This window comes from Rhizobium sp. 05N49 (genome assembly GCF_056396805.1).
Map to the genome: position 1 here is coordinate 38,316 of NZ_JBFTME010000005.1, position 14,934 is coordinate 53,249.

Below are 14,934 nucleotides of genomic sequence, written 5' to 3' on the forward strand. Positions count from 1 at the left end.
AGCCACTGCGATCACGCCAGCGCGGCAGCGTTGCATTAGGCACATCTCTGAGCGTTCGCCGCGTGGGGGCAGCATCCGGCGATCGCGAGTTCGCAGTACCCGCGCGCGTCTGGCTTCGAGCTCCGCAAAGACTTTTTGCCGGCTGGACTTTGCGAACCTACCGATTTGGTGCCGGCCAGATGCCGGTGGCGTCATCGGCGAAGTTGACCATCGAGGCGGCAAAAGCCGGGGATTTCGTGCACCGTCTTTTCATGCTCACTGCAAGGGGCACTTTCTCATTTCTCAGTTAGTCTCATCGATTTTCGACCAGCTTGTTTGTTCGACGTCCGATCTCAAACTTAGCTGGGCCACGAGTTGTTCGACAACGCTGTCCTGGTCGTTTTTCGTGAATACGATTGCTTCGATTTCCATCCCGTCGCCGGCATCGCATAGGCGGCTTTTTATCGATCGGAACTGCAGTTTGTTGGCGTTCAGCGATTGCAGCAGCGTCGCACGGACGGCTATTTCACGATCGGTTGGGCATTTGAGCTTTATATCGTAGATAAGCTCTTGTTCTGGTGCGACCACTGACCAAGCTTCAATATACGATCCAAGCTTTGGAAGCGTGTAATTGAAGGCGACAATAAAAAGAGCCGCTTCGCCGGCCAGCAGAAGCTGCCCATAGCCAGCAAAGACGCCTACCGCGCCGGTGCTCCAGACAGTCGCAGCCGTGCTCAATCCTTTTATATTGGTGCCGTCGCGGATAATGAGACCGGCCCCAAGGAAGCCTATACCGGTAACGACTTGAGCGCCCATGCGCAGATCGAATTCGAAGCCCATCGCGCTCGGAAGCGATGCATAGGATGCGGCACCAAGGGAAACAAGCGCATGCGTTACGAGATTTGAGTTCCGCTGCTTTAAATGCCTTTCGGCGCCGATCAGCGTTCCAAGCAGCAGGGCAATCACCAGTTTGAGGAGAATTGATTGGCTGGCGTCCATATCGTCGCCTCTATGTTATCCGGTTGAGTGGCGCCAGTTTCCGGGACGTCGGTCAGTGACGTCTACTGCAAGAAACCATTTACCCTCGTGCAGAAAGAAACCAGTATCCTCTCGTCTTTCTTACTCTGAATTGGAAGTTGAAGGTTCGATCGGAGAAACCATGATAAACATCCTGCTGAAGTTACGCTTCGTCATGGCGCTTGCATCCATAGGAGTTATTGCCGCCGCGGGTTTGATGTTTTGGGAGGGCCTGCTGACATTATGGCATGCCYTTGCCTATGTGAGAACCGACCCGGACCTTGCCGTTATTGCGGCCGTCATGCGGGCCACGGACAAGCTACTGTTTGCCATCGTCCTTATCATCTTCGGCTGTGCCATCGCGCTTGGCTTTCTCATCGATCTGTCGCCCGAACGACGCGCGGCGCTGCCCGATTGGATGGTCATCGATAGTGTCGCCGAACTCAAGAATCTCTTCATCCAGATGATTATCCTCTATCTGGTCGTCCATTTCGCCACACTCGTCGCCGAGACTGACCAGATGCTACAGTGGAACGCGTTGGTCCTCCCGATCTCGATTCTGCTATTGGCCGGCGCAATGCGACTGATCGCCGGTTCGCCTGGACACGGCACTGACGCTGAGCATGCTTCGGTTCAAAAAAAGCCACCCGCTTCCACTCCCAGCGCCGATGGTTCCTAAATTCACATCCGCGATGTTACCTGCTGCTCCTTGGGTGGAGCAGCTTTTCCGAGCCGCAGGCTCCATTCGTTCCCGCAATGTCGTACCAGTGTTAGCGGCCCACCACACATGTCGACCGAGGTCACCTGATCTGTCCAGCATACGCCGCCGTGCCAGGTCGAACTGCGACGGCCGGTATCTTTGATATCTCCGGCATGGATGGTCAGCGCAGCCCCGTGAACCAACAGCATTTTCCCGCGTTTTCTGGGCAAGGAGAACGTCATGGGCCTGATCATTGAAGGTGACTATCATCGCATCGGTCGCGATTACGACGAGCCTGATGAACTCGGGCAGGCAAATGCAGTCGTCGACGAATACCTCCACTTAGTCAAAGAGAGCGATATCGGCAGGCAGCTGATTGATGAAATCGAGCTGCCCGTCCGTAAGAGACTGCTCGTGAAGGCTTTTTGCACCGTCATTGCGGCCGAGCATCGCCCGGATATGCGCGCCCTGTTAATCAGGGCAGGCCTTACGCTGGCCCAATATCAATCGGGAATCGGCGGCCGAATTTGCCTCAAGCCAGGCCATGGCACCAGCGCCAGCCACCAACGATCGAGGCTCTCGGCCCACCGATTGGAGGCCATCCTGTTCACCGCGGCTGCAGATCGGGTTCGGCTTGGGGATCTGTTTCTGGCCGTTGTGAAGCGTTCCCTTCACTAACGACCAGTAACAGGCAGTGTGTGTCCCGGCTCGATCAATGCGGGCCATGTGTATGGGGGAACAGCACAGCGCCCGCAGGTCAAGATCGATCTCCGGCGGCGAACGCGGGCTGATTTCGCCAGATTGGATCACTCTGCAAGAAAATCGGAATTGCGTATCGGGCTTGCCTCGGACAGCGCATCTCGAACGCCCGCAAGATCGAGATTGGTGCCGTAAACCGGAGTGCCGGGCTGCTGCCTCCAGGAGTCCCTCAGTTTGCCGGCGTCCACGGCGTCGAACCCAATATCATCGATGAGCCTAATGAGTTTCGACTTGGCGTTTGTATCGTCACCCGCAACGGGGAGCGCAATGCGGCCCGGCGAGCCCGACGGCTTGCCGTCGTTGAGAAGGTTCTTCCAGTTGATGTTGTTGAAGGCTTTCAGAACGGGACGCCCGATCTGTGTTTCCACCCATTGGCTCTCCGTCAGCCCGTCCTCGATTGCAGCAATCTTCCCGTCGCGCTGGCGCGGGTAATAATTGCCCGTGTCGACGACGACGACGGCCGGATCGACACTTTCGAAGAGATCCTGCGGCAGGTCAGGGACCCGGATTTGTGGGATGGTCACGATAACAATCTCACCGCTGCGCGCGGCTTCATGAGCCGCTACCGCCTTGGCGCCGGTTTCTTTGGCGAGAGCAGTTAGGCTCTCGGGGCCCCGGGAATTCGCGACAAAAACAGTGTGGCCGGCGGCCGTCAAGAGTCGTGTGAGAGCGCCGCCGATGTGGCCGGCACCAATGATTCCGATATTCATGACCTATTCTTTCATTTCTGGCGACCGGATGTGGCCCTTGCCACCGAAACTGGGATCGAGGGGCAACCTTGACAAGTGTACCAGGGTATCGTCTTCAGGTCGGCCATGATCACAATGGCGTGCAAGAGGCAGAGCACTTTCGAAGAGCTTGCAGATCGGCCCCTTTGCGAGGGAGCTCTCCTTCGCCTCGGCACTGGCAGCTGGTTCCGGCATTCCTTCGGGCTGCGCTGAGCTGTTGTGGCTGCATTTGTCGTGCACCTGGGCGACGACGCTCGATGAGCTGAGGCCGCGAGCGTGGCTCAAACGAGTTCAGTTCTCGCTGATTGGTCACCTTTAACGCAGCAGGCCGTCGCTGTCGAAGTCGTCCCAACCGCTCAATTCTGTTGCTGCCTTGTCAATGTCGGCTTCGGTGCGCTGCGCATTCTTCTTTTTCCGAGAACGCGTCAGTTTCGCCTGGTGTGCAGCGCGCCTGCGGTTTTCTGCTCTTGCGGCAGCTTCTTCCTCTCGCCATTCGTCCACGGCGGCGCGGTCGAGCAGGTCTTCGACGACCCGGGGATCAAATACATGGAAGGTGATTTTTCTTGCTCGCCCCTGCAATCTGACGGTTCGCGTTCCAGCGCTCGGCAGACGGCCGTCCTCCAGCCAACGTTTCCTTTCAGAAGTTGTAATCGTCAGGATATCCTCGATCTCCCGGGGGATGATCGGAAGGTTCGAAATGTCCTCCAGCGCTTCGGAGATGACCGACGCGGTCGCGCGGAACGACGCCCTGGCAGTCTCGGGCATGGTGAGGGTCAGTGCCCCGGTCTGCATGTCGAGCGATTTTCTGACGGCGGTCGGCAGTCGGGAACGGATTTCCTGAAGGATTCCCTTGACCCGAACAGCGGATCCAAGCGTTGCAGCCACCGGCAGTGACCATTCTCTGATCAGCTCGGGATCGTCGCTTTCTTTGGTTTTCGTCTTTGTTCTGGGCATACTGCAGCAGATGGGAAGGGCAGGGTCGAGCGTCAACCGAACTCCGGCCTTCTAACGTTTGACGAGCGAGGAGGGAACCCTGCGTCTGTCCCGAACGAACCGATTGGACCACCATCATTGTGGCGACCTGACGTCGGCCGGTCTCTCTCGGCCGATATGGGCTCCATCGGTGGTCACAGTCGAAAAACAAGCCCTTCAGTCGCCGGTCATGACAAGGCCCTCGATCTTACGCGGATCAACGCCGGATAGCTTCGGATGCCCGGGCGGTCGCTGGCAGTGGACGTCGATGACCATGGGCGCGAGCAAAATTGTGTATCCCATGATGGGCAAGAGCGGTGACGCACCTCGGTTCCATAAGATAGAGACTTGCGAATGATATCAGTGGGTTGTCATTCGCAAGGAAGACGCAATGGATCGTACCCATTCGCATATCGATCTGGATGAACGACGCAAGATCGCCCGCTGGCGAATGGCTGGCCTAGGTATCGAGATCATTGCCGAGAAGCTCGGACGGCATTTTCGGCTGTTCGCTTACTTGCCGCACTGCTATGGCAATTTGAACGGCGCTCGGTTTCGAGAAGTCACGCGAGGTGTAATGCACCGAAGAAAAGAGATTGCGGAGCTTGTCGTCGTACGATGGAAGGCACATGGCTTTGCGCTCGACGCTGATCCGCAATATACGCTCCTCGTCGAACTCTGGGTCGACGGCGCCATCGAGGCACGAGAAATGCGGCGCCGTTACCTGACAGTTCTGCGCGAGCAAGAGTCCGCCCGGACATCTCGATCCGCTCGGGCGACGGGAGTAAATCCGCAATTGATGGAATGCAATGGGTTCGCGAACGGGTCCGAGCGCAGCCAAGCCACCGACACTAGACCGTCACCTAACCTCCCCTCTTCACTCCCCGACTAAAGGAACGATCAATGGCGACGACCCCACGCAGACCGGTCAATCCACTCGATGCCGCCGAAGCCCTGTTCAAACCGGCCAAGAAGACAACGGCACCACCTGTCGAGCGACGCGCAATTCCAGTCGCGACCGAGACCGTCTCGATCAAGATCGACGGGGATGTGCTGGCATTCTTCCAGGAAGACGGACCGGGCTGGCAGGAACGCATCAACGCGGCCCTTCGAAAGACAATGGAGGCTACACGCTAGCCACTGACCGGACAATCGACTTTGGGCAATGGCGAAGCTGATCCTTCGCGGCTTCAGGCCGCTTTACGACTGGCGGCCCCAAACGCTGTCTCAATGTGCCGTCCCCAGCATGGCACGGCGTATCTCCGAATGAGCAAATTCTCCCTGCGATCGCTTAAACTCCTGGTGGATGCTGCCATGCGCCAGCACGTAGGCCCGCGATGATATGTCGATTGCTTGCAGGAAGCTTTGCTCGGCCATCAGGATCGTCATGTTGCTCTTTTCGCGCAGTTGCATGATGGCGTTCAGCACATCACGCACGACGATCGGTGCGAGACCGACCGAAGGCTCGTCGATGATGATGATCTTCGGCGACGTCATCAGCGAACGGGCGATTGCCAGCAACTGCTGCTGACCGCCGCTCATCGTGGATGCAATCTGTTTGCGACGTTCCAGGAGCAGCGGGAAGGTCTCGAAACAATAGGCGAGATTGTCTTTCATGCGGGCACTGACCAGGGGATTGCTGCCCGCAAGCTTGAGATTGTCTTCCACCGAAATGTTGGGCACCAGCCGTCGTCCTTCCGGCACGATTGACAGACCGAGGCGGACGATTTCATGTGGGCGCAGTCGGGTGAGGTCGGTCGTCCTGCCATCCCATTCCAGCAGGATGCGGCCGGCGCTTGCCTGCACGAAGCCGAGAACGCAGTTGAGCAGCGTGCTCTTGCCGTTGCCGTTCATGCCGAGCAAAGCCACCATCTCGCTTTCGTTAAGTTCCAGCGAAACGTTGCGCAACACGGCCACCGCGCCGTAGCCGGCGGACAGATTGTCGATGATCAGTCTATTCACCGAAATACACCTTCTGGACGAGCGGATTGTCGGCGATTTCGGCCGAGGTACCCGAGGCGATGAGGCGGCCGGTTTCGAAACAGACGATCCGCTGCGAAAAGCGCATCACCGCATGCATGATGTGCTCGATCATGATGACCGCTACGCCTGTCTCGTTGAGCGCAAAGAGGATTGCCAGAACCTCGTCGATCTCCTCCTCGGACAGTCCCGCCATCGCTTCGTCGGCAATCAGCACCTTCGGATTGCCGACGAGCGCGCGGGCGAGTTCCAGCTTGCGCAATTCGAGCTGCGACAGGTTTTCGGAAGCGTCGGATATCCTGTTTGCGAGCCCGACGCTTGCAAGGACCGAGCGGGCGCGCTCGGGCTTGCTGCCTTCGACATGGCAATAGTCGAGCGGCACCAGCAGGTTCTCCAGCACCGTCATGCCGGTAAAGGGCCGCGGAATCTGGAAGCTGCGGGAGATGCCGAGCCGGGCACGTTTGTGGGCTTCCACATGGGAAATATCCTGGCCCTGAAAGTGCACCGAGCCCTTGTCGGGACGATAGACGCCGGTGATGCAGTTGATCAGCGTCGTCTTGCCGGATCCGTTGGGCCCGATGATGCCGAGCCGCTCGCCGGGAGTGATGTCGAGGTCAACAGGACCAAGCGCACGGAATGCGCCGAAGACTTTCTCGACACCCTTGAGGGAAAGGACCATGTCGCTCATGCCCCTGCTCGCTCCCGTCTGCGGCCAAAGACACCGGATAGTCCGCCGGGTGCGAAGGCGACGAAAGCGATCAGCACCAGTCCGACGAAGAGGATGTTGAGCTCGGAGGAGATGGTGACGGTGGCGATCTGCTGTACGGAGGCAAGCAGCAGTGCGCCAAGCACCGGTCCGGCCCAGCTCTTTGTGCCGCCGATCAGCGGCATGGCGATGGCATTGAGCCCGATGATCAGGCTGAATGCAGTGACCGGCTCGACGAAGGATGTGTAGAAGGGATAGGGTGCGCCGGCCGCAGCCAGCACGGCGCCGCTCAGGGCGCAGGCGAGCAGCTTGAGGCGCAGCGTCGGAACTCCGGAACATTCCGCTGCGTCTTCGCTCGCCCGCACGGCGCGCAGACCGCGGCCAATCCAGGAGATTTCGACGAAGCGGGCAAGAGCGACGGTCGCCACCGCGATCACCAGCATGACGGTGAAATTATACTGCGATGGGCCGGGGCTCCAGGCCGGTGGGCGCGGCCCGTAGACGGCCATACCGCTTGCACCTCCGAGCGCTGAGATATTGTGTACGAGGGTTTCCAGAACGACAACGAGACCGAGTGTGGCGATGGCGAAATAGACACCCTGGATGCGAAGCGTCAGATATCCCATCAGCACACCGAGGATGGCGCCGACCACAGCTGCTGCGACGATGAGAACCGGGAGCGGCAGGCCGAAGGTCGTAAACAGGAAAGCGGAGAGATAGACGCCGGCGCCGACAAATCCGGCGGCTCCGAAATTGATGTAGCCAGCGTAGCCGCCAAGGATATTCCAGCCGGTGGCGATCGTCACATATTGCAGCACGACGTAACCGACGAAGAAATAGAACGGGTTCTTCAAAAGCCACGGCATCAGGAAGCCAACCGCCAGCACGATGAAGGCTCCGGCGAGGAAGAGGGCGGAGTTCTTGCTCATCGTGCGCCTCCGAACAGGCCTTGGGGACGTCCGGCAAGGCCGAGCAAAAGGATGGCGAATGCCACGCCCGGAGCCCAGGACGGATTGAGATAGGAAGCAACAAGTGCTTCGGCGATGCCGATAATGATCGCGATCACCAGACTGCCGGGAATCGAGCCCATGCCGGCGAGGACGATGATCGCGAAGACGCGGCCGATCTGGTAGCGGCCGGCAAAGGGTTCGATCGGCCCGACCATGATAAGCGCCGCCCCGGCAATCACGGCTGTCGCCGTCGCAATGCCGAACGCATGCCGCTTGACGGCGGCCGGATTGATGCCGGCGATCGACAATGCCCGCTCTTCGTGCGCGACCGCTCGGATCGCGGTCCCGGAACTGGTGCGAGCGAGATAGAGCGAGAGAGCCGCGATCATCAGTGGGCCAAGAAGTGCAGGGATCAGCAGCCGGTATGGAATGGTGAGAAGGCCGAGCTTCAGGCTGGAGCCGATATAGGAGGCACTGACCGATTTCAGCTCCGAGCCGAAGCCGAGCGAAAGCAGGATCTCGATCACCAGTGACAGACCAAAGAACAATGTCAGGCTCTGCAGCACATTGGCGCTGCCCCGCCGTTCGAAGACACGGGAATAGAAGATGTAGAGCACCACGCCGAGAAGATAGAACGGCACCAAGCCGATCAGCGCTGCGACGATTGGATCAAGCCCCCATTGGCACAGGGTATAGACGAAGAAGGCGCCCGCCACGACCAGGGTCGGATGGGCGATATTGGGGATGTGAAGGATGCCGAAGGTGATCCCGAGCCCGAGGGCAAGCGCTGCATAGACGCTTCCCAGCAGAATGCCCGTCACGATGGCGTTCAGCAGAATATCGATCGAAAACATCATGGAGCCCTTGAGCCGGCCCTAAGCCGGCTCTGGATCGGTTGACAAATCAGCCGGCGCGCGCCGCATTGTAGGGACCGGCAAGATCGCCGGTCTTCAGCGAAGGCGGATCGAGAATGACCTGATGGCCGGGATTGCGGAACTGCTCCAGGTCGTTGCCCTTGATGCCGCGTAGCTGCACCATCAGCACCCGCCGCTCCTTCCAGTCGCCGATCTCATTGAAGCCGATCTTGCCGGCAATCGTGTCGACTTCGTTGGCATGTAGATATTCAGCCATCTTTGCCGGATCGACCGAGTTCGAGCCCTTGATCGCCGCTTCGGCGAGCTGACCCGCGACATAGTAGAAGGGCGGGATATAGAAGCCGAGAGGATCAACGCCCTGCTTGACGGCGATCGGTGTGTAACGGTCGAAGAAGCTCTTGATCGCCGAGGTCTGCATCGTCGGTTCAGGAACAAACGTATGGGAGTTGACGATACCGTTGAGCTCCGGCCCGAGCGAACTCAGGAGCGCGCCATATTGCGGACCGATCATGGCGCCGCCAAAGAGTTTCACCTTGTCGGAAATGCCAATTTCCTTGACGCCGCGAATGATTGCCGTGCTGTCGGCCGGATAGGAGGCGATGAAGATCGCTTCCGGATCGGCGGCATTGATGTTGCGGATGATCGAGGAGAAATCGGTCGTGTTCGGCGGGTAGCTCTGGTTGAAGACGACATCGATGCCGTATTCCTTGGCGACTTCCGCGCCGCCCTTGGCGGCATTCTTTGAAAATTCCAGGTCGGCATTGATGATGGCGATCTTCGTCACACCCTGCCCCTTGGCGAGATCGAAGAAGCCGCGCGCCCAGTCTCGGCCGGAATTCGGCCCCCAGGGGCCGCTGTGGAAGAACTTGTCGTGGCGGGCGACATCGTTGCCGGCGAGCCCAAACATGCCGATCATGAAGAGATCGCGCTGCTTGATGAAGGGCATAACCGGCGCCGAGAGATTGGCTCCATAGGGCGAGAAAAGCACGTCACAGGCATCGACGTCGACGAGCTTGGAATAGATGGCCGGAACATTTGCCGCGCTGCTCTGGTCGTCATAGGTGACGAGCTCGACCTTGCGGCCGAGAAGACCGCCGGCGGCATTGACGTCATCACGCCAGAGCTCGTAACCGATCAGCCCGTTCTTCGTGCTGGCGAGCGGGCCTGTCAGCGAAACGCTGGCGCCGATGCGGATCGGCTTGTCCTGTGCGAAAGCTCTGCCTCCGAGAATGGCAGGTGCCGCAAGCCCGGCTGCGGTTGCGGCCACGAGCTTATGAAACTCACGCCTTGTCTTCATCGTTTTTCCCTCCCAAGAAAATTCGCTAGACGAATAAATATTCGCATAACGATAGGCGGCAGCTCTTGCGCTTGTCAATCCCGTGTGCGAACGAAAATAGGAGCTGCAGGAGGATTCCGATGATCGACAGCAATTCGCCCGAATTTGTCGAGGCGCTGGCTAGGGGCCTGTCCGTTCTGGAAGCTTTCGATCGGCATGATCCGGAAATGACGCTGGCGGAACTGTCGCGCAAGGTCGGCATGTCGATTGCCACCGTCCGCCGCAATGTGCTGACATTGGAGGCGCTCGGTTTCATTCGTCGCCACAACAAACATTTCCTGCTGGCCCCGCGTATTCTGACGCTCGGCTCCGCTTATTTGAACGCCTTCAATGTCGAGGAGGCGGTTACCCCCGAACTTCATCGCATCACAACGCAGTTCGGCGATGCGGCCAACATGGCAGTCCTCGATGGTACGAATGTTCTCTATATCGCCCATCTGTCTGAAAGCCGTGGCGTACGTCGCAATGCAAGCCTCGGTGTCACCTACCCTGCCTATGCAACGTCGATGGGCCGTGTCTTGCTCGCAGCATTGCCGGACGACGAGATCGAGCGCTATTTTCAGGCTTACAATCCGATCAAGCTCACCGACTATACGATTACCGACGAAGCGGAACTGCGCGATATTCTCGTCGAGACCCGCAACAAAGGCTATTCGATCACCGTCGACCAACTCGACTACGGCATCACGGCAATCGCGGTGCCGGTGAAGGACAGTACCGGCCGTATCGTCTGTTCCATCAACAGTTCTGGCTATACGCCGCGGCTCACACCGGATGAATTGATCGCTCAACGGCTGCCGGAAATGCGGCTGGCCGCCAACCGGCTCTCGCAACTTTTTACCCGCTTCCCGGCGCTCCTGCACTCGCTGGCGCCGACCGCCGCACCCGGGCGCTAAACAAATCTCCAGCCGTATTTTTTGACAGGGCTCGACGCCGGGGCTTGACACCTGCCTTTTTCGAAATTCATTATACGAATATAAATTCGCTAGACGAATATAGGGCCTCGGGAGGAGCTTATGACGCGATTGAAAGTCGCCCTTATTGTCGGCAGTGCACGGGCTGCCTCCCTCAACCGACTGCTCGCCCTTGCGATGACAAAGCTTGCCAAGCCCGACGTCGAGTTCGACTGGGTAACGATCCGCGACCTGCCGATCTTCGACCAGGAGGTTCTGGATGCCGGCACACCGCCGCAGGTCGAGCGGCTGAAGAGCCAGATCAAGCGCGCCGATGCGCTGCTGTTCGTGACGCCCGAGCATAATCGCTCCATTTCGGCCATGCTGAAAAATGCCATCGACTGGGCTTCGCGGCCCCGGGATTCCAGCGTCTGGACGGGCAAGCCGGGCGCAATCGCCGGCGCTTCTTACGGGCGCATCGGAACCGCCGCCGCCCAGCAGCACCTGCGCGCCATTCTCGGTTGTCTCGACATCGCCGTCATGGGACAGCCCGAGGCCTTCATCCATCTCTACCCTGGTCTCATCACGCCTGAGGGCGAGATGACGAACGAGGAAACCCGCCGTTTCCTGCAGCTCTACATGGATCAGTTCGATCTCTGGGTCAGCCGCTTCGTTTCGGCGAAGAGCGCGGCCGCCTGACACGGGAACCAACCCAAGGACTTCAGCATGAAAATCGGAAAGCAATCACAGCCCTATCAGGCGATCTGCACCTCGAACCCGGAGACGATCATCGTCCGGGGCCACGACCTCGTGAAAGACCTCGTGGGCTCCATTTCCTTCATCGACTATACTTGGCTGCTCGTGGCCGGTTCGCTGCCGGACGAAAAGCAGCGCCGCATGCTGGATGCCACGCTTGTGGCAATCGCCGAACATGGTCTCGTCCCGAGCGTGCAGGCGGCCCGAATGACGCTCGCCGCCTCTCCGGAAGCCGTTCAGGGAGCGGTCGCCGCCGGTCTTCTCGGCTGCGGTTCGGTGATCCTGGGTGCTTCTGAATCGGCCGGTGCCTTCTTTCGCGACGTGCGCCAGGAAAGCGAAGCAAACGGTGGTTCCACCGAGGCTGCGGCCGAAAAGCTGCTGCGGCGCTACAGGGAAGACAAGAAGCCGGTGCCCGGCTACGGCCATCCGCTGCACAAGGGGCATGATCCCCGCGCCGAGCGGCTGCTTGAGATCGCCCGGGATCTCGGCCTCGCCGGCATACATTGCGAGATCGCCAAGACGGTCGAGAAACTCATTCCCGATATCATCGGAAAGTCGTTGGTGATGAACGTATCGAGCGCCATCCCATGCGTGCTGCTCGATGCCGGTTATCCACTTCTTGCGCTGAAGGGCGTGCCGCTTCTGGCCCGAACAGCCGGCCTTATCGGGCACCTGCTCGAAGAGCAGACCCGTCCGATTGGCTTCATCATGTCCCACGCTGCCGCCGGCGCCATCGACTATGACGGTCCCGCGCCCGAGGGTTTCATTGCGAACGAGAATTAGGATCCGGAAATGCTGACTGCTTTGAACCAAATCCGTGTCGTCGAACAGGGCACGTTCATCACCGGGCCCTGCGCGGGCATGATGCTCGCCGATCTCGGCGCTGACGTGATCAAAATTGAATCCGCAGGTAACGGCGACCCTTATCGCAGCTTCAAGACCGGCTTCTACAGCGCGCATTTCCAGGCCTATAACCGCAACAAGCGGGCGATCGGGCTGGATCTGAAAAGCGATGCAGATCGCGAAGTCTTCTATCAGCTGATCGCCCAGGCGGATGTTTATATCCAGAACTTCCGCCCAGGCGCTGCCGCCCGTATCGGCGCGGATTACGAGACGCTGTCGAAGATCAATCCGAAACTCATCTATTGCTCGATCAGCGGCTTCGGGCCCGACGGTCCATACGCGCAGCGGCCGGTCTATGATTCCGTCGCCCAGGCCGTTAGCGGGTTCCTTAGTGTCTCCATCGATCCCGAGCAGCCGCGCTTCATAGGGCCGGCGCTGGCCGATGCCATCACCGGCATTTATGCCTCGCTCGGCATTTCCGCAGCCCTCGTCGAGCGCGGTCGAACCGGCAAGGGCAAGCGCATCGACATTTCGATGATCGAGGCAATGATGCATTTTGCCGTCGAACCCTACATGGGCTATTTCGCGCTCGGCGAAGAACCGAGCGGCGTCGATCGGCCGCGGCTCGCGCAGGCCTATATCGTCCGCTGCAAGGACGGAAAGCTCTTCGCCTTCCATCTCTCTTCGCTCGACAAGTTCTGGGATGCACTGGTGGAGGCGATCGGCGGGCAGGAACTGGCCAAAGACGAACGCTTTTCGCAACGCCTGAAACGCATCGACAATTATGAAGCGCTGAATGCCGAGCTGAATGCGATCTTCGCAACGAGGACGCGGGCCGAATGGGTGGAGCGTTTCTCCGGCTTCGACGTGCCTTTTGCACCGATCAACTCAATCCCTGACGTTGTCGGCGATCCACAGGCCCAGCATCTCAACATGTTCGTTCCGGTCGCAGGGCGCATCGAAGGCGCCGAGCAGACAGTGCGCCCGGCTTTTTCCTTCGACGGCAAGCACGCCACGACGGTACGGGCCGCGCCCATCGTCGACCAGCACAGCGAGGAAATCCGCGCCGCGCTCAAAGGCAATCCCGGCGCCTGGCCGGTACTGAACCGCGAAATGGAACCGGTGGCAGCGGCGCAATAAAACGGCTTAATGGACAAGCGATATTTGGAGGAGAGACATGGCAACCCTGGCAGCGGTCCTTGCGACCACCCACCATCCCTTTTACCTGAAGGCGACAACGGCACCGCCCGAGCAGCAGATGCCGCAGGCGCCGGAATGGAAGCGCAAGATCGAGGCCTATCGTGAGACGCTCACCCGTGCGAAGCCCGATATCCTGGTCATGGTCGGCGCCGACCATTTCCACCAGTTCTTCCTCGACAACTACCCGACCTTCCTGATCGGAAAGGCACCGCGCTACGACGCCACGTTCTACAATGAGGAGCGTGAATTCGGCATTCCGAAATATGTGCTTGAGGGCCATGAGGAATTGTCGAACTTCATGCATCAGGGTCTGATGGACCGCGGCTTCGACTTCGCCTTCAGCCATGAGCTGAAACTCGATCATTCGATCATCTGCCCGATCATCACCACTCGGCCGGATGCCGACCTGCCGGTCGTGCCGATCTACACCAATATCTTCGTGCCGCCGCTGCCCTCACCGAAACGCTTCTGGGATCTTGGCCGCGCCATTCGAGAGATCATCGACGAGTATCCCTCGGACCAGCGTATCGCCGCCGTCGGCAGCGGGCATCTTTCACTGGAGCTTGGCGGTCCGCGCCAGTTCAAGGAAACTGGTCCCGACCCGGAATTCGACCGCAAGGCGATCGAATGGCTGTCGACCGGCAATATCGAAGCGATCCTCGAAAACGTCACGCATGACAGCATGACGAGAAGCGGCAACGCCACCCATGGCTTCATGGACCTGATCCTGATGATGGGCATCGCCGGGCCGATCCCGACGGCCTATCACGACAATCTCGATCTCTTCCACACCATGGAGGCCTATTTCACCTGGTATCCCGAAGGAGCTGCAGCATGAGCAAGTATTATGTGAACAAGTTCCTCTTCACCGTCGATCGCGATCCCGACCTGCTGCGCCGATATAAGGACGATCCGCGCTCGCTGGTCGCCAGCTGGGAGCAGTCGATCGGACCGAAGCTCAACGATGCGGAAATCTCCACCGTCAATTTCCTGACGGATGCCGAGCGCGAAGCGCTGATCAAGCACGACTATGTCACGCTCTTCGAAATGGGCGCGCATTTCTTCCTGTCGTTGACGATCTTCATCGCCATCTACGACGAGGATTACATGACAAAGAACGGTCCGCTGTCTTTCCAGCGGGAATTTGCCGAGAAACTGCAGCACTGGACAGGCAAGGATTATCCGTCTGTTGCGCTATGGCAGGCGGCTGCACGCTGAAGATTTCGTTTTGAACGACCTT

17 protein-coding genes and 1 pseudogene are annotated in these 14,934 nt (G+C 59.1%); 10 read left to right on the plus strand and 8 right to left on the minus strand.

The features are described from left to right. Window positions 1–282: 282 nt before the first annotated feature. Complete coding sequence (locus AC1DF8_RS12095) at window positions 283–978, minus strand: MgtC/SapB family protein (protein WP_183848865.1); 696 nt, start codon at window positions 976–978, stop codon at window positions 283–285. A gap of 160 nt (window positions 979–1,138) precedes the next feature. Between AC1DF8_RS12095 and AC1DF8_RS12100 the strand changes: the two genes are divergently transcribed. Then, complete coding sequence (locus AC1DF8_RS12100; protein ID WP_478153902.1) at window positions 1,139–1,675, plus strand: YqhA family protein; 537 nt, start codon at window positions 1,139–1,141, stop codon at window positions 1,673–1,675. A 261-nt stretch (window positions 1,676–1,936) separates the two neighbouring features. Then, the gene (locus AC1DF8_RS12105) at window positions 1,937–2,374 is read left to right on the plus strand and encodes a hypothetical protein (protein ID WP_112970537.1); all 438 of its coding nucleotides are present in this window, start codon (window positions 1,937–1,939) and stop codon (window positions 2,372–2,374) included. 128 nt (window positions 2,375–2,502) lie between these two features. Here the strand turns inward: AC1DF8_RS12105 and AC1DF8_RS12110 are convergent, their stop codons facing one another. Together AC1DF8_RS12110 and AC1DF8_RS12115 are read right to left on the minus strand one after the other, a co-directional pair. Continuing rightward, entirely contained in the window at window positions 2,503–3,165 is a 663-nt protein-coding gene (locus AC1DF8_RS12110) for an NADPH-dependent F420 reductase (protein ID WP_478153736.1), read from the minus strand. A gap of 333 nt (window positions 3,166–3,498) precedes the next feature. Continuing rightward, a complete protein-coding gene (locus AC1DF8_RS12115) occupies window positions 3,499–4,137 on the minus strand; it encodes a hypothetical protein (protein WP_478153903.1) in 639 nt (212 codons plus the stop codon). Between the two features lie 409 nt (window positions 4,138–4,546). Here AC1DF8_RS12115 and AC1DF8_RS12120 point away from each other — a divergent pair. Together AC1DF8_RS12120 and AC1DF8_RS12125 are read left to right on the plus strand one after the other, a co-directional pair. After that, a pseudogene (locus AC1DF8_RS12120) lies at window positions 4,547–4,654 on the plus strand (helix-turn-helix domain-containing protein); the annotation flags it as partial. Between the two features lie 404 nt (window positions 4,655–5,058). Continuing rightward, the gene (locus AC1DF8_RS12125; protein WP_112542667.1) at window positions 5,059–5,292 is read left to right on the plus strand and encodes a BrnA antitoxin family protein; all 234 of its coding nucleotides are present in this window, start codon (window positions 5,059–5,061) and stop codon (window positions 5,290–5,292) included. Window positions 5,293–5,382: 90 nt separating this feature from the next. Here AC1DF8_RS12125 and AC1DF8_RS12130 read toward each other — a convergent pair whose 3' ends face one another. From AC1DF8_RS12130 to AC1DF8_RS12150, 5 genes are read right to left on the minus strand one after another with little or no spacing between them, the layout of a single operon-like run. Beyond that, window positions 5,383–6,117: an ABC transporter ATP-binding protein gene (locus tag AC1DF8_RS12130; RefSeq protein WP_112970535.1), complete on the minus strand. Its 735-nt coding sequence runs from the start codon at window positions 6,115–6,117 to the stop codon at window positions 5,383–5,385. After that, window positions 6,110–6,823 (minus strand): ABC transporter ATP-binding protein, encoded by a 714-nt coding sequence (locus AC1DF8_RS12135; protein WP_183848857.1) that lies wholly within the window; start codon window positions 6,821–6,823, stop codon window positions 6,110–6,112. Before AC1DF8_RS12135 ends, AC1DF8_RS12130 begins: the two co-directional genes overlap by 8 nt. Further along, a complete protein-coding gene (locus AC1DF8_RS12140) occupies window positions 6,820–7,770 on the minus strand; it encodes a branched-chain amino acid ABC transporter permease (protein WP_478153737.1) in 951 nt (316 codons plus the stop codon). Before AC1DF8_RS12140 ends, AC1DF8_RS12135 begins: the two co-directional genes overlap by 4 nt. Then, complete coding sequence (locus AC1DF8_RS12145) at window positions 7,767–8,648, minus strand: branched-chain amino acid ABC transporter permease (RefSeq protein ID WP_113117546.1); 882 nt, start codon at window positions 8,646–8,648, stop codon at window positions 7,767–7,769. The genes AC1DF8_RS12140 and AC1DF8_RS12145 overlap by 4 nt, the downstream gene beginning before the upstream one ends. Window positions 8,649–8,694: 46 nt before the next feature. After that, window positions 8,695–9,963, minus strand: coding sequence for an amino acid ABC transporter substrate-binding protein (locus AC1DF8_RS12150; RefSeq protein ID WP_113145385.1), 1,269 nt, complete (start codon window positions 9,961–9,963; stop codon window positions 8,695–8,697). Between the two features lie 119 nt (window positions 9,964–10,082). Here AC1DF8_RS12150 and AC1DF8_RS12155 point away from each other — a divergent pair, with 119 nt between their 5' ends. From AC1DF8_RS12155 to AC1DF8_RS12180, 6 genes are all read left to right on the plus strand, one after another. Next, on the plus strand, window positions 10,083–10,898 hold the full coding sequence (locus AC1DF8_RS12155) for an IclR family transcriptional regulator domain-containing protein (protein ID WP_112970530.1): 816 nt from the start codon (window positions 10,083–10,085) through the stop codon (window positions 10,896–10,898). Between the two features lie 120 nt (window positions 10,899–11,018). Further along, entirely contained in the window at window positions 11,019–11,594 is a 576-nt protein-coding gene (locus AC1DF8_RS12160; RefSeq protein WP_478153738.1) for an NADPH-dependent FMN reductase, read from the plus strand. A gap of 27 nt (window positions 11,595–11,621) precedes the next feature. Further along, on the plus strand, window positions 11,622–12,434 hold the full coding sequence (locus AC1DF8_RS12165) for a citryl-CoA lyase (RefSeq protein ID WP_478153739.1): 813 nt from the start codon (window positions 11,622–11,624) through the stop codon (window positions 12,432–12,434). 9 nt (window positions 12,435–12,443) lie between these two features. After that, a complete protein-coding gene (locus AC1DF8_RS12170; RefSeq protein WP_113212767.1) occupies window positions 12,444–13,634 on the plus strand; it encodes a CoA transferase in 1,191 nt (396 codons plus the stop codon). Between the two features lie 37 nt (window positions 13,635–13,671). Continuing rightward, entirely contained in the window at window positions 13,672–14,532 is an 861-nt protein-coding gene (locus AC1DF8_RS12175) for a DODA-type extradiol aromatic ring-opening family dioxygenase (RefSeq protein WP_113212768.1), read from the plus strand. After that, entirely contained in the window at window positions 14,529–14,912 is a 384-nt protein-coding gene (locus tag AC1DF8_RS12180; protein ID WP_112542656.1) for a hypothetical protein, read from the plus strand. Before AC1DF8_RS12175 ends, AC1DF8_RS12180 begins: the two co-directional genes overlap by 4 nt. The last annotated feature ends 22 nt before the right edge of the window (window positions 14,913–14,934 follow it).